General features: G+C 64.3%; 20 protein-coding genes. 8 read left to right on the forward strand and 12 right to left on the reverse strand.

Going from position 1 to position 21199, the window contains the following annotated elements:
* Window positions 1-10: 10 nt before the first annotated feature.
* Window positions 11-1417 carry a C40 family peptidase gene (locus OQE56_RS12385; protein WP_267224672.1) on the reverse strand — a complete coding sequence of 469 codons (1407 nt, stop codon included), beginning with the start codon at window positions 1415-1417 and terminating at the stop codon, window positions 11-13.
* A gap of 132 nt (window positions 1418-1549) precedes the next feature.
* Here OQE56_RS12385 and OQE56_RS12390 point away from each other — a divergent pair, with 132 nt between their 5' ends.
* Together OQE56_RS12390 and OQE56_RS12395 are read left to right on the forward strand one after the other, a co-directional pair.
* On the forward strand, window positions 1550-2770 hold the full coding sequence (locus OQE56_RS12390) for a dipeptidase (protein ID WP_267224673.1): 1221 nt from the start codon (window positions 1550-1552) through the stop codon (window positions 2768-2770).
* 4 nt (window positions 2771-2774) lie between these two features.
* Entirely contained in the window at window positions 2775-3500 is a 726-nt protein-coding gene (locus OQE56_RS12395; RefSeq protein ID WP_425601624.1) for a M15 family metallopeptidase, read from the forward strand.
* A 20-nt stretch (window positions 3501-3520) separates the two neighbouring features.
* On the opposite strand, the gene OQE56_RS12400 is transcribed toward OQE56_RS12395, so the two are convergent.
* From OQE56_RS12400 to trpE, 3 genes are all read right to left on the reverse strand, one after another.
* Window positions 3521-3751 carry a hypothetical protein gene (locus OQE56_RS12400; RefSeq protein WP_267224675.1) on the reverse strand — a complete coding sequence of 77 codons (231 nt, stop codon included), beginning with the start codon at window positions 3749-3751 and terminating at the stop codon, window positions 3521-3523.
* A 192-nt stretch (window positions 3752-3943) separates the two neighbouring features.
* Window positions 3944-4606, reverse strand: a complete 663-nt coding sequence (locus OQE56_RS12405; RefSeq protein ID WP_267224677.1) for a hypothetical protein — start codon at window positions 4604-4606, stop codon at window positions 3944-3946.
* Between the two features lie 38 nt (window positions 4607-4644).
* On the reverse strand, window positions 4645-6120 hold the full coding sequence (gene trpE, locus OQE56_RS12410; protein WP_267224679.1) for an anthranilate synthase component I: 1476 nt from the start codon (window positions 6118-6120) through the stop codon (window positions 4645-4647).
* 181 nt (window positions 6121-6301) lie between these two features.
* On the opposite strand from trpE, the gene OQE56_RS12415 reads away from it, so the two are divergent.
* The gene (locus tag OQE56_RS12415; protein WP_267224681.1) at window positions 6302-7477 is read left to right on the forward strand and encodes a hypothetical protein; all 1176 of its coding nucleotides are present in this window, start codon (window positions 6302-6304) and stop codon (window positions 7475-7477) included.
* An 84-nt stretch (window positions 7478-7561) separates the two neighbouring features.
* Here OQE56_RS12415 and OQE56_RS12420 read toward each other — a convergent pair whose 3' ends face one another.
* Genes OQE56_RS12420 through pdsR form a run of 3 tightly spaced genes read right to left on the reverse strand, consistent with a single transcriptional unit; the run spans window position 7562 to window position 10882 of the window.
* On the reverse strand, window positions 7562-9574 hold the full coding sequence (locus OQE56_RS12420) for an ATP-binding protein (RefSeq protein WP_267224682.1): 2013 nt from the start codon (window positions 9572-9574) through the stop codon (window positions 7562-7564).
* A gap of 25 nt (window positions 9575-9599) precedes the next feature.
* Window positions 9600-10193 carry a hypothetical protein gene (locus tag OQE56_RS12425; RefSeq protein WP_267224684.1) on the reverse strand — a complete coding sequence of 198 codons (594 nt, stop codon included), beginning with the start codon at window positions 10191-10193 and terminating at the stop codon, window positions 9600-9602.
* Entirely contained in the window at window positions 10193-10882 is a 690-nt protein-coding gene (gene pdsR / locus OQE56_RS12430) for a proteobacterial dedicated sortase system response regulator (RefSeq protein ID WP_267224686.1), read from the reverse strand. Before pdsR ends, OQE56_RS12425 begins: the two co-directional genes overlap by 1 nt.
* A 287-nt stretch (window positions 10883-11169) precedes the next feature.
* On the opposite strand from pdsR, the gene OQE56_RS12435 reads away from it, so the two are divergent.
* Window positions 11170-11316, forward strand: coding sequence for a hypothetical protein (locus OQE56_RS12435; protein WP_267224688.1), 147 nt, complete (start codon window positions 11170-11172; stop codon window positions 11314-11316).
* A gap of 660 nt (window positions 11317-11976) precedes the next feature.
* Here OQE56_RS12435 and rpe read toward each other — a convergent pair.
* The 3 genes from rpe to OQE56_RS12450 all read right to left on the reverse strand — a co-directional run bounded on the left by rpe (window position 11977) and on the right by OQE56_RS12450 (window position 13910).
* On the reverse strand, window positions 11977-12657 hold the full coding sequence (gene rpe / locus OQE56_RS12440) for a ribulose-phosphate 3-epimerase (protein WP_267224690.1): 681 nt from the start codon (window positions 12655-12657) through the stop codon (window positions 11977-11979).
* A gap of 99 nt (window positions 12658-12756) precedes the next feature.
* A complete protein-coding gene (gene djlA / locus OQE56_RS12445; RefSeq protein ID WP_267224692.1) occupies window positions 12757-13566 on the reverse strand; it encodes a co-chaperone DjlA in 810 nt (269 codons plus the stop codon).
* The gene (locus OQE56_RS12450; RefSeq protein WP_425601625.1) at window positions 13563-13910 is read right to left on the reverse strand and encodes a c-type cytochrome; all 348 of its coding nucleotides are present in this window, start codon (window positions 13908-13910) and stop codon (window positions 13563-13565) included. Before OQE56_RS12450 ends, djlA begins: the two co-directional genes overlap by 4 nt.
* Before the next feature lie 197 nt (window positions 13911-14107).
* Here OQE56_RS12450 and OQE56_RS12455 point away from each other — a divergent pair, with 197 nt between their 5' ends.
* The 3 genes from OQE56_RS12455 to OQE56_RS12465 all read left to right on the forward strand — a co-directional run bounded on the left by OQE56_RS12455 (window position 14108) and on the right by OQE56_RS12465 (window position 15936).
* A complete protein-coding gene (locus tag OQE56_RS12455) occupies window positions 14108-15004 on the forward strand; it encodes a phosphoribosylaminoimidazolesuccinocarboxamide synthase (RefSeq protein WP_267224694.1) in 897 nt (298 codons plus the stop codon).
* 7 nt (window positions 15005-15011) lie between these two features.
* Window positions 15012-15461 carry an Mpo1 family 2-hydroxy fatty acid dioxygenase gene (locus OQE56_RS12460; RefSeq protein ID WP_267224696.1) on the forward strand — a complete coding sequence of 150 codons (450 nt, stop codon included), beginning with the start codon at window positions 15012-15014 and terminating at the stop codon, window positions 15459-15461.
* Between the two features lie 64 nt (window positions 15462-15525).
* Entirely contained in the window at window positions 15526-15936 is a 411-nt protein-coding gene (locus tag OQE56_RS12465) for a hypothetical protein (RefSeq protein WP_267224698.1), read from the forward strand.
* 89 nt (window positions 15937-16025) lie between these two features.
* Here OQE56_RS12465 and OQE56_RS12470 read toward each other — a convergent pair whose 3' ends face one another.
* Together OQE56_RS12470 and OQE56_RS12475 are read right to left on the reverse strand one after the other, a co-directional pair.
* Window positions 16026-18212, reverse strand: a complete 2187-nt coding sequence (locus OQE56_RS12470) for a beta-agarase (RefSeq protein WP_267224702.1) — start codon at window positions 18210-18212, stop codon at window positions 16026-16028.
* Between the two features lie 87 nt (window positions 18213-18299).
* Entirely contained in the window at window positions 18300-19628 is a 1329-nt protein-coding gene (locus tag OQE56_RS12475; protein ID WP_267224704.1) for an APC family permease, read from the reverse strand.
* Window positions 19629-19853: 225 nt separating this feature from the next.
* On the opposite strand from OQE56_RS12475, the gene OQE56_RS12480 reads away from it, so the two are divergent.
* Window positions 19854-21179 (forward strand): peptidase MATCAP family protein, encoded by a 1326-nt coding sequence (locus OQE56_RS12480; RefSeq protein WP_267224706.1) that lies wholly within the window; start codon window positions 19854-19856, stop codon window positions 21177-21179.
* The last annotated feature ends 20 nt before the right edge of the window (window positions 21180-21199 follow it).

A 21199-nucleotide genomic window follows, 5' to 3' on the forward strand; every position in this document is an offset into this window, starting at 1 on the left:
TTAAGACCGCTCAGGGTCGCACATGCACGATGCCTTCCATGCGATCGACGTACGAGTGCGTCTCGTCGAGCATCAGAGGCAGCAGCGGCGTCACGGACACCGCATTAAGTTTGACCTGCCGCAGACCGCCATGCTCATCGCGATAACCGATGCCCGTGGTGTCATGGATGACATAGGACTCGCCATCCAGATGGCCGATCACCATCATCACGTGCCCGGGGATGTAGACGAGGTCGCCCACCTGCAAGGCATTCACGGCCTTCATGCGCACGTCGTGACTGTCCTTGGCATGAAAGGTCTGATGCGTCAGTACCGGACTGCCCAGCTGCCGCCCGGTGTCGCGTGGCATCTGCACACCCATGCTGCGATAGACATCCGATACGAATCCGCTGCAATCGCGCCCGTCATAGGCATGCCCCCATCCGTAGCGCTCGCCGAGGAACTTGAAGGCCTGACGCAAAATATTGGCTTCGGTCAGAGCAAGGTAGTGATCGGCCGTATCGCTCTGGCGCTGCAGTAGCGCTGGCGAAAAGCTCAGCTTGCCGTCCTGGGCGCGCACCGGGAGATCAACCACGTAGGACGTATAGGGTGATTCGCCGTTGACTGGCTGATCGGCCGGATGGTCCGTCATCACCGGAACGGCCACGCCCATGTCCAGCTGCAACTGCGATAGCGCCGGCCGCTCCTGCGTATGGACGGTGGCCACGCTGGCACCCGTCACGACGCGTTTCGGCGCCTTGTCCACATAAGTAAACACCTCGATGGCCGATCCTTCGGCCACGTTTTCCTTGCGGGTCCATGCCGAATAGCGGGGGCTGAGCACGAACACCCACTGCCCGTCGCGGCTTTCGTGCACGATGGCAACCGGTGTGCCAGGAAACTCCGCGGTTTCCTGGAAACGATCGATGTCGGTGTCATCGTCAGAGGTGAACACGCGCAGGTCTGTAGGGAAGCTGCGCAGCGCCGAGCGCCGCACGATCAACCCGTAACGGGTCGACTGCTCGGCCGGCACACGATCCAACGCCAGCTGGTCGCCGATCTGCTGCAGGGTGGCATCGGAAACGCGGACACCCTTGTCGTCATATAGCGGACGCTTTGGCAACCTGGACAGGCCCTTGATCCAACCTTCGACCTGCGCGCGAGAAAGCGTGGCCGGCAAGGCACCCAGATCGCGCATGGACGGGTCGCGCTGAAAGAGTTGCCGGTTTTGCGCCGCAATGGCGGGTGCATCGAGCAGCACGCGATCAGGCTGTGCCGCCTGCCGTATCCAGAAGTCGGCCGTCAGCATGTCGTCACGGGTCATGCCGATAACACCTGAGGACGGCACTGGCAGGGAGCTGGGCAGCTGGTCCGCCCATGCCGGCACCGTCGCCATACCGAAGACAAGCGCCCACGCCGTCGTCTGAACCCATCGCATGAATGACCCTTGCCGAATACTGAGCTGCACGTGGGCTCGAGCATATCGCCCGCCAGCACTTAGCGCCTACCCCTCGTCACATGACGGTGGCGAGCCTGTACGATGCCTGCACGCACACCTGGGGAGGTCGGCATGAATGTGTTTCGCACGCTGGGGAAGGTGACGGCGCTCACCTTGGCGCTGAGTTGCAGCACGGCATGGGCGCAGCAGAATCCGCCCTTCACACTCGACACCCATGTCGATATCCCCTTCACCTTCATGCACGACGCGCGCTTTGATGCCGCGCACTCCGATGTACTGAAAGTCGATCTGGACAAGATGCAGCGCGGCGGTCTCGATGCCGCCTTTTTCATCGTCTATGTGGAACAGGGGCCTCTGACGCCGGAGGGTTACGCGCACGCGGTCGCCGAGGCCCAGCGTAAGTACGACGCCATCGCGCTTATGCTCAAGACCTATCCCAATCGCATCCGGCTGGCCACGACACCGCAACAGGTCCGGGCCAATCGCGCGGCGGGCAAACTCTCCGCCATGATCGGCGTGGAGAACGGCTACTCGCTGGGTCACGACATCACCAATGTCGACAAAGCGTATGCACGCGGCGCGCGCTATATGGGCCTGGCGCACATGGGCCACAACGACCTGTGCACCAGCTCCACCCCGGAAGCGGATCTGGGCGACCCACCGCTGAGCGATGCGGGCATCAGCGATTTTGGACGCAGCGTCGTCAAACGCGCCAACCAGCTCGGCATCATGGTGGATGTCTCCCATTCCTCGGACGCCTGTGTACGAGACGTGCTCGCGCTCTCCAGCGCACCGGTGATCGCCTCGCACTCCTCGTCGCGCGTACTGACCAACCACCCGCGCAATCTTTCCGACGATTTGCTGCGCGCCATCGCGGCCAAAGGCGGCGTCATCCAGGCCGTGGCATACAAAGGCTTCCTGAAGCTCGACCCGGGTCGCGAACTGGCGGAGAAGGCGCTGCAAGCGCAAGTGGCACACGACGCCGGCGACAAGACCTTCGACAGCGACAAGCACGAATACCTGCCGGCATACATCGATGGCATGCGCCGCATCGATGCCGCGTTCCCGCTGCCGACAGTGGACGACTTCGCGGCGCATATTCGCCACATGGTGAGCGTGGCCGGTATCGACCATGTCGGCATCGCTTCCGACTTCGATGGCGGTGGCGGAATCGCCGGTTGGCAGGATGCCTCGGAGACGCGCAATGTCACCGCCGCGCTGCGTCGCGCCGGCTTCAACGACGACGACATCGCCAAATTGTGGGGCGGCAACTTGCTGCGCGTGTGGGGCGACGTGGCGAAACACGCCACGGTTCACCACGTGAGCGGGTGATGGCATGACCTTGCGGTTGCCGCTACGTGCGTTCCCGTTGTTTGCGGGCTTATTGCTGGCCCGCCATGCCATGGCGGACTCAACGCCCGTGCTATCGCCGGCCCGCACAGCGGCCGAAGCGGGCCTGGTCGATATCCGCCAGCTGGTGCCGGACATCGCCGAAGACATCAAGTACGCAGGTAGCGATAACTTCGTGGGTGCCCCCGTCGACGGTTATCTCGCGCCGAAGTGCCTGCTGCTCAAACCAGCAGCGGAAGCGCTGGCGCGCGTTGAGCACGACCTGCAGGCGCAGCACCAGCGCCTGCAGTTGTTCGATTGCTATCGGCCGGCACGCGCCGTAAAGCACTTCGTGCGCTGGGCGGGCGACCTCGAAGATCAACGCACCAAGGCCGAGCACTATCCGAATCTGGACAAGAGCGCCTTGCTGGGCGACTACATCGCCCCGGTGTCGGGCCATAGCCGCGGTGCCACGGTGGATCTCACGCTGATGCAATGCGAGCCTGACGACACCCACTGCAAACCGCTGGATATGGGTACTTCGTTCGATTTCTTCGGCACGCTGGCGAACACCGACTCGCCCCAGGCCACACCTGCCCAGCACGCCAACCGGGCGCTCCTCAGGGCCGCCATGGAGCGTGAGGGTTTTCGCAACTACGCGATGGAGTGGTGGCACTACACGCTGAGCATCGTGCCGGCGCCCAACGTTATTTACGACGTGCCGGTGCAGTAGCGCCTTCTTACCTGGAGGCGCTAAGCGACGCGCCGTAACGGCGACGACTGCAACATCGACGACAGATCCGACGCCCCCACCAACACGCGCGTCGGCAAGCTGCAAACCGTCGCCTCACGCTCAGCCAGATGCGTGGCGAAACTGACCGCGTCGAACAGCTCGGAACGGCGGCCAATCGGATCGCCGTTGCGCAAGACAACCCAGCCGCGGCCATGGTGCAGGGACACGGTGTACTCGGTGTGGATGGTCATCACAGGGGAACCTTCGACCTGTAGGCCTTCGCCTAAGAGGTCTCGTTGGGGTCCCTGCAAGATAGTGAGCAGTGCTGTCAGAAAATATGGGACTTTTCTGAAAGTGTCCTCAGCGAATTCCTACGTGAGAACATTTCACAGCGGATTCACGCGCAAAGCGAGCGCGTGCTTCCGGCGACGGCACCCGTGCGGTCATCGCGATGGTGGCGTGAACGCCAGCACCTGCGAGGTGTAGCTCTCCACCACCAGGCTGAACGGGCGGTTGGCTTGATCGAACAGCACCGCGCGATGCTGCAGCACATGGTGCGGAATCGACAGCGCAGCGCCCTGCGCGGCCGGCAATGGCGCGCCACTTTCCCAACCTTGCGGCAAGGGCGACCACAACAATTCCGCTGTCAGCGTCTGCCGACGGAAGTGCAACGACTGCACGACTTTGCCGAAAGGCGTATCGGTGGTGTCGAGTGCCTCATTCATCGCCTCAGTGAGACGCGACGGTACGTACCAGTTGTCGGCCTCCGAGAGCACATGCTCGCCGCAGGCCAGTTGCACGCGGCGATAGCGCACGGGCTCATCGGGGCCGATGCCGAGCTGCGTACGGCCATCGGCCGGCAGCGGCTTGTCTTCACCAAGCACCCGCTCGGCCACAATTTTTGCGTCAGGTGCCAGATGGTGCGCACCACACCACTGCTCCAGCGTGAGCGTGGCGCTGGCGTGACTGAGCAAGTTGGCGTTAAGCGTCTGCAGCAGTGCCAGCACCTCCAGCCGCGAGGTCACGTCGTCGTGCCATACCGGCGGCGGCTCAGGCGCGCGCGAATGCGCTGGCGCAACGATCAGACCGCTGCCGATACCCAACATACAAGACCATGCCGCTCCCCGACTCACCGTACCCATGCTCAAAGTCCTTTTGCTGCCTGAGCTACCGCGCGGAACAGCGCGCGTCCCTTATTCATGGTCTCCTCCCACTCGGACGCGGGATCGGAGTCGTACACGATGCCGGCGCCCGCCTGGACGTGCAGACGTCCATCCTGGATGACGGCGGTGCGGATCGCGATGGCGGTATCCGCATCGCCCCACCAGCCGATCCAGCCGATGGCGCCGGCGTAGATGTTGCGCTTGTAGGGCTCCAGCTCCTGGATGATCTCCAGTGCGCGGATTTTCGGCGCACCACTGAGCGTGCCGGCGGGAAACGTCGCTTTGAGCACGTCCATGTAGCCCACGTCCGGCCGCACCGAGCCCTGCACTTGCGAAACGATGTGCATCACGTGGGAGTAGCGCTCGACCACAAAGGACTCGCTCACCTCCACGCTACCCGTTTCGCTGATGCGGCCAATGTCGTTGCGGCCCAGATCGATCAGCATCACGTGCTCGGCGCGCTCCTTCGGATCGGCCAGCAACTCCGCTTCCAGCGCCTGATCTTCCTCATCCGTGGCGCCACGTTTGCGTGTTCCGGCCAGCGGGCGCACGACCACCTTGCCATCCTTCAGGCGGGCAAGAATCTCCGGTGACGAACCGACGATCTGCGTGTTGCCGAGGTCTACGAAATACATGTACGGGGAAGGATTCAATGCGCGCAGCGCGCGGTACACATCCACCGGACGCGCGTTGAACCCAACACTGAGACGCTGCGATGGCACCACCTGAAAAATATCGCCCGCGCGGATGTATTCCTTCGCGCGCTCCACCATCGCTTCGAACTCTTCTTTGGTGAAGGAGGACTTGAAGTCGCTCTCATCGAGCGCCGTGCTCTGATTGAGCTGCGGATACGACACACCGCTCTGGCGCAGGCGATAGACCAATGCATCCAGCCGGCGTTGCGCTTCGGCGTAGGCGTGCGGCCGCGACGGGTCCGCATGCACGATCAGATACAAGCGCCCCTTGAGGTTGTCGAACACCGCCACTTCTTCGGCGAGCATCAGCAGCACATCGGGCGTGCCCAGCTCGTCAGCGCGATCCCACTTCGCCAGGCGCGGCTCGATATAGCCGATGGTTTCGAAACCGAAGTAGCCGACCAGCCCGCCGCTGAAAGCGGGCAATTGTGGCAATCGCGGAACGTGGTATTGCTTGCGCAAGGCTTCGATTTCGCCGAGCGGGTCTTCCAGGTAGCGGCGCTCGGTTATTTCGCCCGCATCTTCCACTTCCAGTTCGTGGCCGCGCAGGCGATACACGCGCTTTGCCGGCAGACCGATAATCGAATAGCGCCCCCAGGTGGCGCCGCCCTCGACCGATTCAAACAGGAAGGTGTACGGGCCGTCGGCCAGCTTCAGGTACACCGACAGCGGCGTATCGAGGTCGGAAAACACCTCGCGCACCAGCGGAATACGGGTGTGTCCCTGCGCTGCCAGTGCGTCGAATTCGTCTCGGGAGATCACGTGGGGAAGGTCCGGATGGCCAAGCTTGAACCGCCATTGTAGGGGCAGCACCCTGATGAACCGAAGCGCACGGGGTAGAAACCCCTCCCGGGCCTGCCAATACGGCTTGTTCGCCCGCCGTAGGCCGCCTAACCTTGCGGCATCGGTGCATGATGCGGTATTCGCAGGGGAATCGAAGGATATGGACCACTATTGTCTGGTGCTTTCCGGTCGCCTGCTCGACGGGCACGACCCTTCGGCCGTGCATGAGCGCATGGCCGCCGCCTTCGGCATGGAGATGTCTGGCTTCCGCGAACGCGTCTTCGAGCGCGCGCCGCTGATCATCCGCCGCGGTCTTGATGCAACGGCTGCGGAGGCGCAGGCGGCTCAACTGCGCGATATGGGCGTCGAGGCCGACGCCCTGCCCGACAGCGACCGGCTGATCTGGCTGCGACGGGCCGGGCGCATATGCGGCCCGCTTCCCGAACAGGCGCTGGACCGTTACGCCGAGCCGGGCGATCAGTGGTGCCATGACGGCGGGCAGGCATGGTTCGCCTGGTCGCCAGCATCTGATGACGGTGAGCCGCCCCCGCTGCCGCCGGTGTATCGCACGCACGAATCGCCCGAATTTTCCGGTGTTGATGCGCTTGCCGAACCACCGCCGCTGCCGCCGCAACCACCCGCATCGGTGGCGCCCACGACATCATCGGTCAGGCCACCGCTTTCTGCCGTGGCGGTGGTGGCCGCCCTGTTCGGTTTGCTGGCACTACTGATCCACTCGCTGGCCCCCGTTGCCCTGTTGGTGGCGTTGGGCGCGCTGATCTACTTGTACCGCCGGCCGCTGCTGCGCGGCCGCGCCTGGGCGGTCGCCGCTGTGTTGTTGAGCGTCGCCGCCAGTTTCCTGTGGCTGCACCGCCCGGCCCCGGTGCAGGTGGCGCAACCCTATGTGCCCAGACCGCTGCAGCCGCTGCCTTCCAGCACGGCCGATGCATCCCCGCAGTGCGCCGCCAAGGCGGCCTCGCCGAAAAACGACGAGGACCGCTTTCTGCTGACCGGCCAACGCGTGCTTACCGGACGCGCCCAGCGAAAAGGCGACACCTATGTGGCCGAGGCGGCGGTGTCGGTCAACCAGCAGTGCGAACCCGACGCGCTGCAGCTGTATGTGTTCCGCCATGGCGTGTTCATCGGCACGGCGCTCGATTCCGCCGCCAGCGTCGCGACCACGAAGCTCACCGAATTCGATCTGGTGGACGATCAGCACCTGCGCGTCACCCTGGCCCGGTGCACGGACAAGCCGGCCAGTTGTGCGGCAACGACGGTTCGCCAGTTCATGGTGATGCCCGGCGGTGGCGGGTGGACGCTGGGTGAGACGAAGTAGAGCGAGGAGCGAGTGAAGAGGAGTGAGTAGTGAGAGAAGAACTGGCTCTCTCTCGTTTCTCACTTCTCTTCACTCACTTCTGCCTTAAAGCCTCTGCCGCGGCATCCCACGCAATTGCAGTGTGAATGCGACGCCACTTGCGTCTTCCAGATTACGCGCCATGGCCACGCCACCGTGGCGCTCGGCCACCAGGCGGACAACGTACAGACCGAGGCCAAGATGCGGCGCATCGCCCGGGGTTGCTTTGTCGCGCAGGCTCACCAGCGAATCGAATAGCCGTCCTTGCATCGCTGCAGGCAACGGCGGGCCCTGGTTGGCCAACTCGATCTCGGCACCGTCATCGAGCTGCCGCAAGGTCAGACGCAACCAGCCATGTTCAGGGGTGAAGGACAGCGCGTTGTCGAACAGCTTGTCCAACGCCTGCGCGATCACCTCGGGCGCGCAATGCATGGTCATTGGCCCGTCGGGCAACACGGTTTCCAGGCTTCGCGTACCGGCCAGCGGACGATAGGCATCACTGCACCCGCGCACCACCGCAACCAGATCCACGTCCTCAGGCTCCGCCGCGGCAATGGCACGCTCCATCCGGCTGGCTTCGCTCATCGCACGTACCAGCATGCCCAGGCGCGCAACACCATCCCGCGCACGCGACAGATAAGGCTGCGCATCCGGCGGCATCGCCTGATGCGACTGGAGCGTGTGCTCGAGATTGTCCAGCGATGATTTGACGATGGCGAGCGGCGTATTCAGTTCATGCGAGAGCTTGGAAGCCAGCGTGCGCAGATAGTCGGTATAGCCACCCACCACCTCGAACAGCCGCTCGAAGCTGCGCGCCAGATCGCCGATCTCATCCTCCGCACCGGTCATCGGGAACGGGCCATCCAGGCGGCCATCATTCAACTGGGCGCGCTCAGCAGCGTCACGCAAACGACCCAGACGAATACTCAAGCGCGTGGCGAAGATCAACAGAATCGCGCCCGCCACCAGCAGCACACCGAAACTGGTCAACAGCAGGCCGAGCAAGGCGCGATTGGCCAGCAGCGGCACCGCGCGGCTCGCCTGCTCCAACAGCAACACGCCACGCACCTGACCGTCGCGTTCTACCGGCACTGCCGCGGCCAGCACCACGCTGCCGCGCGCTTCGCCCTGCCGCCACAGCGTGGCGGGCTTGCCTTCGCTCGCCTCACGCACTTCGGCCACGTCGAGACGTGGCACGTCCTGCGTCCACAGTTCGGCGTCCTCGACCTGATTGGCCAATAACGAGCGATAGACCAGTGAGGCGAACCAGCCCGGCTGATCGCCTGGCCCAGTAGCCGGCGTCGCCAGATGGCCTGTCTGCGCCAGCAGCCAGCCCTGTGGCGACAGCACGCGCGCCTGCACGCCGTCGAGCGCCAACTGACCCAGCTCGTGCGAAAGCTGGGACGAATAGGTCACCAGCGGCCTGCTCTGCACGGCCGCCGGGTCGGCGCCGCTGTTCGCGTCGTAAACCGCCAGCCCCAACGCATCGAGCGAGGCCGTGCGCGGCACGCGCAATTCCACGTGATAACCACTGCCGTCTTCCTGCCATTGCGCGGTGACCATCGCCGGCAGCCCATCGACCGGCGGATCAAGCGGGCGGGCCGTGACCGATCCCGGTGCCGCACTGGCCAGCAGATAGCGGCGCGATTGCTCTCCCTTGCCCAGACTGAGCACCAGATGATCGGCGCGCAACGCATTGGGATCATCCGTATCGGCACGCGTGCGCTGTGTGCTGCGCACCTCGGCGTAGAGATAGAGCCAGTCGGCATCCCTGGCCAGCAGCAGCTTGCCGCGCTTGTCCAGCGGCTGGCTCCACGGCGTGAGCGGCGCCCAGTCGTCCGCATAACCATCGATGGTGATGGGGTTGGCGGCCTGCTGCACGTACCACACGGGCCCCGCGGGCGGCAGCGGCGCATCGGTGACGACCAGGCTGCGTGCCATCGCGCGGGCCGACGCGGTCAGCGCCTGCGCCTGCCCTTCGCGCAGCAGGGTTTCCATCTGGCGCACGTACAGCCAACCGGCCACCGGCAGGGCCAGTGTGCACAGGGCGACGAGCAGGAGCTTCTGGCGCAGAGTCATGGTGCGACGATACCGAAAACGCAGCTCAATGCTGGGTTTTTGCGGTGCCCGGCTTTCCGCCCACTTGCTTCATGTACTGCGATCCCTCTACGACACGCTGGAACAACGCAAGCAAGTCCTGCTTCTGGGGATCATCGTGGGACAGCGTCATGGACCAACTGAAACGGATGCCCGTTGCCAGGCCGGGATCGCAGAACACAACAGCGTCGTCCTCGTGGTCCGTGCCCTCATACAGCACGCCACGACAGGACATGGCCTTGTTGTTGAGCGCAAGCACGCTGAACTTGGCAGAACGGTCTCGCTCCATATAGTGATGGCGATCATCCTGCAGCTCGGCTTCAAGCGAGGACAACTTGGACGGCCAGACGTTGAGCACCATCACGCGCTCAGGCTTGCCTGTCCACTCACCCTTGTAGAGCACGAGATTCACGCCAATCGCCTTGGCATACATGCAGCAATCTCGCGTCCAGCCATCCGGAAGATCGGAGAGAATGGCCCAGCCGGGGATGTCGCGGTCAGCGCCACCGTAAACCAACACGCCACGCCCCTGATCATCCTCTTTGGCTTGCGCACACAGAGCCGTCAACAAAAACAAACACACGCCAAGCAGACGCTTCATTACGGCTTCCATCGATAACCCACGCCATGCACCGTTTCGATGGCATCGAACTCCGGCGCCACGGCAATAAACTTCTTGCGGATGCGCTTGATGTGCGAAGTGATGGTGGCATCGTCCACCACCAGTTCCGCTTCGCGCATCAGCTGATCGCGATTCTTCACGTGACCGGGGAAGCGCACCAGCGTGTGCACCATCCAGAACTCGGTGACGGTGAGCGGAATCTCTTCGTTATTCCAGGTGATGCGCATGCGCTCGGATTCGAGCTTGAGCGGACCATGCTCAATCACCGTCTCGCTGCTGGCCGGCACTTTCAGCGACTCGATGCGGCGGAACAGCGCCGCAATGCGCGCCGCCAGCTGATGCAGGCTGGTGTCCTTGCTCAGGTAATCGTCCGCGCCCAGACGCAGACCCGAGATCACATCGAAATCCGAATCACGGGCGGTGAGGAAGATGATCGGCAAGGTGGCCGATTTCGCCCGCAGTTCGCGGCACAGGTCGAAGCCACCTTCGGGTTCGTCGCCCAGGCCGATATCGATGATCACCAGCTCGGGCAGCCGCATGCCGAACGCGCTGGAAGCCTCGTGCCGGGAGCCATAGCCGCGCGTCTCGTAGCCGAAGCGGGTCAGCGCCTCGACATAATTGGCGCGGATCAGCGGTTCGTCTTCGACTATGGCGATACTGCGGCCCATGGCACGCTCCACTATGGCAATGGCGCGCAGCGTGCAGCGTGCGTCACCGTCACGCAAGCCATGATCAGCAACCGTCAGCGTTTCGCCATTTACGGTCGGCGCGGCGCCATGCCGAAGGGCGAGTGGCCGGCGGGTTCATCACGAAGGTTTCTCTCGTTGAGCGGCGTCTCCCGCTCGGCTAAGCCAGACCTTGCGTATAGCTTGCATCTGAAGCGCCCGATCACGGGCCGAACTTGCCCGCGTTTTGCCATATCCGGGGCCCGGGGCGCACCCCGGGCGATGGCCGAATGGCACCGTCTCTCGAGGAATTCGCCATGCGCCCCACCGGTCAGCCACCCATCGATCCCAATGCCGAGCTGCGCGGTTTCGAGCCGCTGCGCGTGGTGCTGGCGCTGGGTGCGCTGGTGCTGGGCGTGGTGATGAGCCTGCACTGAGGCGCCACCCTGCCGGGCGGCGAACACTGAAATTCCGCTTTCTGTCATCTGCCGTGGAAGGCATGGAGGCGGCTGGTGCGCATGGAGGCGTGCCGGCCGCCCGGGCCGGGCAAACCGGCGATGACGAGCAACCCAGTTGAACCGGTAAGTCCCATCCCCTTGGTACGTTCCCTCCCCGCTCACCGCGGGGATTTTTTTAACGTAAATGAACGGACTACACCGCCGGCCATCGATTTGGCGAACAGGGGGAACCAAACCGTCCGGCCCCGGTCATATCCTTCGGTGGTCGCCGATTCTTGCCGTGGATGGGCGACCCCATGTGGTCTCCTCACACGTCGTTCCGACGAAACTTGTCCCGGCGCTACCCGCGCCGGGATTTTCTTATCCGGCCTCAGAGCCTGTTCACGACCTCCGCGTGGCCCGCGCCGGGAGCTGTTTGCTCGCAGGACAAGGAAGATCGAGGGAGTGTACGTCCGTACACGACTGAGTGATGACGCTGGCCTGTGGGCAAACAGCCCCGGCCCGAAGGGTTGTTCTTGAATGGCCACCCGGTGGCAGCGCGCGGCTTGACCTGCCCACCAGGCAGGCGCTGCGCCACGCACTGCCACCGGGTGGCCATTCAAGAACAACGCGGGCTACGCGGAGGTCGTGAACAGGCTCTCAGCCGCCCGCGGCAACCAGGTTCTGTCGCATGGCCTCAATCACCGTCTTGTAGTCGGGCGCATTGAAGATGGCCGAGCCCGCCACGAAGGTGTCGGCACCTGCAGCGGCAATCTCGCCGATATTGGCGGCGGTGACACCGCCATCGATCTCCAGGCGAATGGCGCGGCCGCTCTCATCGATACGACGACGCACTTCGCGCAGCTTGGTCAGCGCGGACGGGATGAACTTCTGCCCGCCGAAGCCCGGATTCACCGACATCAGCAGGATCAGGTCCAGCTTGTCCATCACGTAGTCGAGATAGCTCAGCGGCGTCGCCGGGTTGAACACCAGGCCGGCCTGGCAGCCCGAATCCTTGATAAGGCCGATGGTGCGGTCGATGTGCTCGCTCGCCTCGGGATGGAAGCTGATCAGCGTGGCGCCGGCCTTGGCGAAGTCCGGCACGATGCGGTCCACCGGCTTCACCATCAGATGCACGTCGATTGGCGCGGTGACGCCGTAGTCGCGCAGCGCCTTGAGCACCATCGGGCCCATGGTGAGATTGGGCACGTAGTGGTTGTCCATGACGTCGAAGTGCACCCAGTCCGCGCCGGCGGCCAATGCCTTGGCGGTGTCCTCGCCCAGACGCGCAAAGTCGGCGGAGAGGATCGAAGGGGCGATGACGTTGGATTGCTTGCTCATGTTCATGGTTCCTGTAGGAGCGCACCGAAGTGCGCGACCCGGGGTTTCAAGGCGGTTGCAGTCGCGCACAGCGTGCGCTCCCACGCGTAGACGCCTGGTTTATTTGAATCCGCGCTCGGCCTTGATGCGCTCGTAAGCCGCATTGATCTCGCTGGCGCGCGCTTCGGCCTGTTTGCGCATGGCTTCGGGCAGGTCGCCAAGACGGTCCGGATGGTGCTCGGAGATCAACTTGCGATAGGCACGCTTCACCGCGCGGTCGTCCACGCTGCGCGCGATGCCCAGCACGGTGTAAGGATCCGGGCCGTTCGTGTTGCGCTGGGGCGGTACGTAGCCGCCATTGCCGCCATAGGGCCCCTGGCCGCGCGAGTAACCGGTCGCGTTCCAGGCGTAGCCTTTCATGGCCATCAGCGCCATCAGCTCCATATCGCTGACACGCAGCGCGAAAGCGAGCTGGCGCAGGATCGCCATTTTCTCGGGCGCGGGATTGCCCTCCGCCAACACCGTCTCGATCACCACGTCCAGCACAGGGAAGGCGTGGTCGCGGCGCAGACCGACCCAACGACGCAGCTCTTCGATGGCCGGCGTGACGTTGAACTCCACCTGTTTGCCCGCGTTGAACGCGGTGATGGCCTGCTTGCGCTGTTCGTGCTCCAGGCCCATGCGCTGCATCAGGCGCTCGGCGATGGCGATTTCGGCCTCCGACACGCGGCCATCGGATTTGGCCACCGCACCCAGCAAGGCGAACAGCGGGCTGATATAGCCGCCGGCCTCCGGGGTCGCCCGCCGCATCTGTCCGCGCCGCAGGCTATCGATGGTGAAGCCAATCAGGCCGCCCACCACGGCGCCGGGCAGGCCATGCCCGAACAGGAAGCCAAATACGAACAGCCAGAAGGTCCAGGTGAAATTCATGGGTTGCCTTGCGTGTGCGGCGTCTGCGCGCTGTACCAGTGCGCCAGTGCATCCAGATCTGCATCGCTCACCGGGCCGATCACGGTGCGCATCAGCGGTACATTGCGGCGACCATCGCGGTATTGCTTGAGCGCTTCGAGCAGGTAGTCCACTTTCTGGCCGGCCAGATTGGGCGCCCCGGGAATCTGCGCCATGCCCGTTTCGCCGTGGCAGGCGGCGCACAGGCCAAGCCGCGCGGGCCTGGCGGGTGATGCGGCGTACACGGGCCCCAGCGCAGCCCAGGCCACGGCAACAAGCGCCAGATAGCGGATTGGCAGTACGGCAGGGCGGGCGGGCTGGACCATGTGGACGGGCCGGGGCTCAAAAAGCGCCAAGTCTAGCAGCCGCCGAGGCTTGAACCGGAGGGCGCCCTCCCACCGTTACACCTCGCGCACAGGCGCCACCGGCTACAATTGCCGGCTTGTTCACCGGCCCGTTCCGGGCCGGCTCACCGTATCCCCCGTCCTGCTCCGCCAGGCCGGCCATCCAGGAGCGAAAGACCGTGCCCACCACCCTGCTGCAATCGAACCTGCCCGGCCTCGAGCTGATCCATCGCGGCAAGGTGCGCGACGTCTATGCGCTGCCGGAGAACAGGCTGCTGATCGTGGCAAGCGACCGCCTCTCCGCGTTCGATGTGGTGCTGCCCGATCCGATTCCGGGCAAGGGCGAGATGCTCACGCAGATCTCCAACTTCTGGTTCGACAAGACGGCGCACCTGGTGCCCAACCACCTGCTCGACGTGCCGCTGGCCGACGTGCTGCCTGCCGGCACCGACCTCAAGCTGTACGAAAAGCGCGCCGTAGTCACCCGCCGCCTGAAGCCGGTGCCGGTGGAGGCCATCGCACGCGGCTACATCATCGGCTCGGGCTGGAAGGACTATCAGGCCACCGGCTCGCTGTGCGGCATCAAGCTGCCGGCCGGCCTGCAGCAGGCGCAACAGTTGCCGGAACCCATCTTCACGCCCTCGACCAAGGCCGCCGTGGGCGATCACGACGAGAACGTGAGCTTCGATGCGGTCATCGCCGCCGTGGGCACCGACCTCGCCGAGCAGGTGCGCGAGGCGACGCTGTCCATCTACAAGTGGGCGGCCTCGTATGCGGCTGAGCGCGGCATCATCATCGCCGACACCAAGTTCGAGTTCGGCACCGACGAGAACGGCAAGCTCTACGTGATGGACGAGATGCTGACGCCCGATTCCTCGCGCTTCTGGCCGGCCGATTCGTATAAGGTGGGCATCAGCCCGCCGAGCTACGACAAGCAGTTCGTGCGGGACTATCTGGAAACGCTGGACTGGAACAAGCAAGCACCCGGTCCGCGCGTACCCGCCAACGTCATCGGCGCCACCACGGACAAGTACGCCGAAGCACTGCAGCGTCTTGCCGGTATCACACTCAGCTGAGGCACACATGCAGCATTGGTTGGATAGCTACAGCAACGATCACCAGCACCCGACCAATCGCCTCCTGCATTGGATCTGCGTACCACTGATCGTGTGGTGCGCGATCGCCCTGATGTGGACCATTCCGGTGCCACCGATGATCGGCCGCCCTGGCTTCTGGGCGGTAGCCGCGCTGGTACTGGCGTTTGCGTGGTACTGGAAGCAGTCGCACCGGCTTGGCGCCGCCTTGCTGATCGCGCTGGCCGTGCTGTGCGTACTCACCGAGTTCGCCTACCGGCAACTGGGCCCATCGACGTTGCGACTGACAGCTGTCGCCGTGTTTGTCGTGGCGTGGATTGGCCAGTTCGTCGGTCACGCCATCGAAGGGCGACGCCCGAGCTTTCTCACCGACCTGGCCTATCTGCTGGTTGGGCCAGCGTGGCTGATGGACAAGCTGCTGCGGCGCGTGGGGATCTGACAGCCCCACTTATCCCTCATTCCGGCCTGCGCCGGAATGACGAGCAAAAAAACAGGAAAGCGGCATGACCACCCTGCTCACTCTTATCAGCACCCTGCTCTGGTGGGTGCTCTACAGCAGCATCGGCGCCTTGTTCTTCGCCATCATTGCTTGGGCCGTGTTGCGCTGGTCCGAGCGCTGCGCGGTGGTTTTCAACCGCACCTATCTCGCCTGCCTGGTGTGGAACCTCATCGGCCTGCTGCTTATCACGTTGGTAGCGATGCACGAGGGCCACACCAAGCCGCCATTCGCACCGCTGCTCGCCAGCACGCTGCTGCGAGGCGCACTGGTGGTCAACATGATCATCGGCGTGTTCGTGCTGTGGCGGCTGATTCCGCGCATCGACGCACACCGCATCCGCCTTGCCAGTGCCTGCATGGCAGTGGCCGTGATGACCGCGGTGGCATTTGGCGCGGCGACGAGCCTGGCGAGCTAAGAGCGAGGAGTGAGTGAAGAGAAGTGAGGAGTGAGAGAAATGCGCAACGCGCTCTCTCGTTTCTCGCTCCTCTCCACTCACTCCTGCTCTCAATATCCCGTCTTGCGATTCGCTTCGCGCACCGCGTCGATGAAGTGGGTGAACGGCCGGTCGGTGATGGCTACCAGACCGATATGCGCATTTTCGCCATCGAGCAGACGGCCCGTGACCGGCTGGTCCACATACTGGAACCAGTGCACACCCACGATGGCCGGATTGGCGGCGGCCGCCGCGACGTAGTGCGCGTAGGCTTCGCCGCGCTGCTGCTCGGACCACACCGGCACCACGCCTTTGCCGAACGGACCGCGATCATCGGAACCGAAATGGAATTCGGTGATCAGGGCCGGCTTGCTGAGCTTGGCAAATGCCGCTGCGTCGAACGCGTGCTCCGGCACGTCGGCGTAGCCGTTGAAACTCACGACGTCGCAGTACTGCGCGCATGAGGCGACGGCCTCCGGCGTGTGCACGGCAAAGCGCCCACCCAGGAACAGGTGATGCGGATCGTGCTTGCGAATGGCCTGCGCGACCGTGTGGAAATACTGGTCGGCGAACTGGCGCAGCCACGCACTGTAGTCGTCGGCGATGGCGGGATGCGCCTCGTCAGGGTTAGGGGCCGCGAAGTTGGTCGCGTCGAGCGCGTCCCACGATGCCAGCGTGATGCCCCATGCGGCTGCGAGTTTCGACGGATCGCCGTATTTCTTCTTCAGCGCAGCGATGAACGCCTGCTTGGCCGGGCTGCGTGCCTCGCCGCGCAAGGTGCCTTGCGCCAGCCCCCAGCGCCCCTCCGGCCCCTTGCCCGCCCACGCGAGCTCGTTGTCGGCGAAGTACCCGAGCAACCACGGGTCGTCGCGCACTTCCTTCGCCGCCTGCGCCGCTGCGGCATCGGCGGCCTGCGCAAAGCGCGGATCGAACGGATCAGGCATGCGGCCCCAATAGTCGTAGCCGCTCGACACGTTTCCGAACACACCACTGATGTTGACCGATCGCGTATAGGCCAGGTGATGTGTTTGCGTCAGCGATTCATCGCTCCAGTTGCCCAGCGTATTGAAGCCCCAGTTTTCCAGACGGGCCACGGTGCGCGCGCGCCAGGTCTGCCGCCAGCGGCGGCCATCGGCCAGAAACAGGTTGGCCGAGTAGTAATCGAACCAACGGCCATGATGAAAGTTGAGGCCGGCCGGGGCCTGCTGCTCGCCCACCGGCTTGCCATCGGTGCCGTAGAACGGCTTCCAGCGGCCACTGTCCGACGGCAGATCCTTGAACATGAATTCGCGGCCCTGGATATACGTGCGGCCACCGTCGTCATCGACCACGTTTACGCCCAGCGAGAAGAAGGCATGCCCCTCAGGGGTCACCAGATGCCAACGCCCACCTCGCTGTTCGCTGCGGAACCAGCCAGTGCCCTTGAACGCGGCCAGGTCGGTGCGGCCGCCATAGCGATCGAAGCCCTTGCGCTCCATCGGCGAGCCCATCACGGCGTTTTGTTTGAACTTTTGCCGGCCGCCGCGCAACGCATCATCCGAATCGATCTTGCCCGGCCACTGCCCACGGGTGTACTGCCCCCAGGCATCCACGATGCCGGTGTAGGCATCACGCAGCTCATGATCGCCATGCGAGGTATCGAGTTTGCCGAACAGCAGCGTCTGCGCCGCCGTCGGTGCCGGCGTGCCGAGGCGCACCGCTTTCACGTGTGTCAGATCGAGCGAACCCTCCACCGTGGTCGCCACGTACACACGCTTGCCACCAGCCACATAGGGCATCGGCGGCCCCACCTGCATACCCATATCGCGCGGTGACGTGGCATGCAACGGAATCACCAGCGTTTGCGGCGGCCCGGGCGGCACGCCGACGGTGGCATGCAAATGCTGCCCTTCCTTGGCGCCATCGATGTCGACCGTCAGCGTCACGGCCCACGGCATGGCGTTCTGCATGTCCACATGCAATGCGCTTTCTTTCGACCAGTTCCACTCGCCCTGGCTCAGCGACACCACTACCTGCGGCTGCGGCGACGGCTGGAATACATAGCGCTGCAGCGACATGCCCGACACCGTGACCGGCGCACCGTCGCGCTGCACGTTGTCGAGTGCGGTTTGCGTGGTGGGCGTAGCCGGGTTGCTATGGCTTGCAGGAGTCGGAGCCGGTGCCGCTCGACTGAGATCGGCCCGATCGGTGTCGCTGGCCTTATGGCAAGCCGTGAGGGCGAGCAGGCAGCACAGGGCCAGGGGAACGATCCGTTTCATCGGTAGTTCAACACGTGGAATTGGCGGCAGTATGCCTGCAGCGACTGAAGGTTGCCTTGCTGCAAGAGCCTGTCCCCGGGCGCAAGATCATGCCGTGCTCCGTTGACGTGCGCGCCAGGCGTAGTAGACGGGTACACCCGCCAGTATCAGCAACAGGCTCATGCCTGCGTCGCCCGGTGAGTGAATAGTGGTGGCGATGATGACGCCGAACACCGTGCACACGAACAACAACGGCAACACCGGATAAAACGGTACGCGATAGGGCGATGGCTCATCACGGAAGCGGCGGCGGTACCAGAACAGCGTGGCGATGCCGAATGCGTGCGACAACCACTCGCCCACGGTGGTGTAATCGAGCAGCTGGCCGAAGCTGCCCGACACCGTCAGCACGATGGCCCACGCACCGAGCACTGCCAGTGCCACCTGCGGTGCATGTGAGCGTGCATCGATACGGCCCACGGCGCGGAAAAACATGCCATCCGCTCCCATGGTCTGCAGCACGCGCGCGCCACCCGCAATGGCGATGCTGCAGTAGCCGAAGGTAGAGCAGGCAATGCCCACCGCAATGATGGTGGCGCCACGCTCCCCGAACAGTTTGCGCATCAGGTCCGCAGCCGGCGCCTGACTGGCCGCCAGCCCCGCATGGCCAAGACCGGCGAGGTAGGCGAAGTTCACCAGCACGTAGCACACCACCACGCCCCCTAAGCCCAGGCCGAGCGCGCGCGGCAGCGTCTTCTGCGGATCGCGTACCTCGCCCGCCAGGTCGTTGAGATAGTGGAAGCCGCCATAGGTAAACAGCACCGGCAGCAGCGCGCCAAGGAATGCCCCCGGCGGAAGCGGATGCGTGACGTCCGCTGCCATCACGGCGCCGAAATGCCCGCGTGCCAGCACCAGGCCCACCACGACCAGCAAGGTGATCGCCGACAACTTGAGCACGGTAAACAGGTTCTGCATGCGCGCGCCGGCTTTGATGCCGAAGAAGTTCACGCCGACGATGAAGGTGATGGCGCCCGCCGCCACCGGTTTCACCCACATCAACGGCAAGCCGGTGGCTGCGCAGAAGTAATCGGCGAAGGTGGTGGCCACCGCCGCCACGCTGCCGGGGTAGTTGATCAGTGCCATGGTCCAGCCGAACAGAAACGCTGGCAGCTGCCCGAACGCCTCACGCAGGTAGATGTAGACACCGCCCGCGTGCGGCCGCCGCGCGCCCAGCTCCGCATAACAGAGCACCCCCGTCAACGTGAGCAGGCCGCCGATGGCCCACAGCGTGAGCAGCTGCGCACCGGACGAGGTGCGCTCGGCCACGGTGGAAGCGGTGCGGAAAATGCCTCCGCCAATCACGCCACCGATGACGATGGCTGCGGCGTCCCATATGCCCAGGCGGCGCAGATACGCGGGGGAAGTTTCAGCAGTCATGGTGCGGAACGGCATCCTTCGCGACAGGTACGAAGGTCCGACGATAGCGCGAGTCCGGCTTCCACATCGACATGCCACTGCAACATTCGGATGCGGCTGCATTTTTCGGCGCGGACTCAGTAGTTCTTCGCTAGCGCTCGCCGGATGGCGGGCGCAAAGTTGCCCTCTCTCCCGTCGCTGCATGCCGGCCGCGCACCGGACCGGCGCCCTTTTGAAGGAGTCGTCATGAGTACCGTCGCTAGTGCTGTCAGGCCCGAGGACGACAAGACCCTGGGGCCCTTGCTGGAGCTGGACCGCGAACTGGTCCAGGTCAGCAAGAAGATCAAAGTCTTGAAGACCATCGACTGGCCGGTGGAGCTGGAAACCAAGTTCATCGCGGAGTTCGAGCGCGGCAATCCGCAGCTGCCCGACCCGCCGCGCCGCCAGCCCGATCTCAGCGGTGAGATCACGGCCCTGCGGAGCATCATGGCCCGGCTCGACCGCGGCCACCCCATCGGCGACTGGCTGTTCAAGACCGCCTGGAGCTATCTCACCGCCGCACAGATGTTGATGCATGTGGGCACGGATGAATTCACCCGTTGCTCGACCGCACTGTATGGACGTCCGGACTCCGTGCACTCCAGCCAGAGCGCCAGTGCAGTGGATGCCGCGCAGGATGTCATATCCATTTCTGACGACCTCATCGGCCGCGAGGCGATTCCGCCGGTGCCGGCAGATATCCCCGCCGACGTGTTTGCCGAGCGCCTGCGCGAACGGCTGGGCGGCTTCTTCGACAGAGACAAGGTCGAGGTGGTACTCAACCCGGCGCTGCCATCCAAGGCCACCGCCGGCAGCAAGAGCATCAACCTGCGCTCCACCGCGATGTTCTCCGAACTGGATCTGGCGCAGTTGACCGAGCACGAAGCCTTCGTGCACACCGCCACGCTGCTCAATGGCAAACATCAGCCTTATCTGAAATCGCTGGGACTGGGTTCGCCCCGCACCACCCGTGCGCAGGAAGGCCTGGCCACCTTCTCCGAGATCATCACCGGTTCGATCGATCTCGCGCGCCTGCGCCGCGTTGCGCTTCGCGTAATCATGGTGAAGCGCGCGTTGGATGGCGCCGACTTTATCGAAGTGTTCCGTGGCTTTCTCGAGGCCGGGCAGACGCCCGTGGAGAGTTACCGCAGCGCTTCGCGCATCTTCCGCGGCGGCGATGTGCGCGGCCGCGTGTGTTTCACCAAGGACGCCGCCTATCTGCAAGGCGTGATGATCGTCTACATCTTCATCCGCAAGGTGTTGCAGGCCGGACAAGCGGAAATGCTGCCGCTGTTGTTTGCCGGACGCGTAACCACCACCGACGTGATCACCCTGTCGCCGTTCCTGCAAAGCGGACTGATCTCCCGCGCCGTCTATGTGCCGCCGTGGGCGCGCAATCCGCAGCGCATATTGTCGCTGATGGCGTTCTTTACGGCCGCGGCGCGTTTCCGCCTCGATACGCTCGATCTGGACAGCTTTGTGGCGTTCGAGAATGCGCTGGTGGACGAGAGTCTCCACGCATCCTGGAAGTGAGGTAACCGGGTCGTCGCGCA

This window comes from Dyella silvae (genome assembly GCF_026421305.1).
Lineage (GTDB): Bacteria > Pseudomonadota > Gammaproteobacteria > Xanthomonadales > Rhodanobacteraceae > Dyella > Dyella silvae.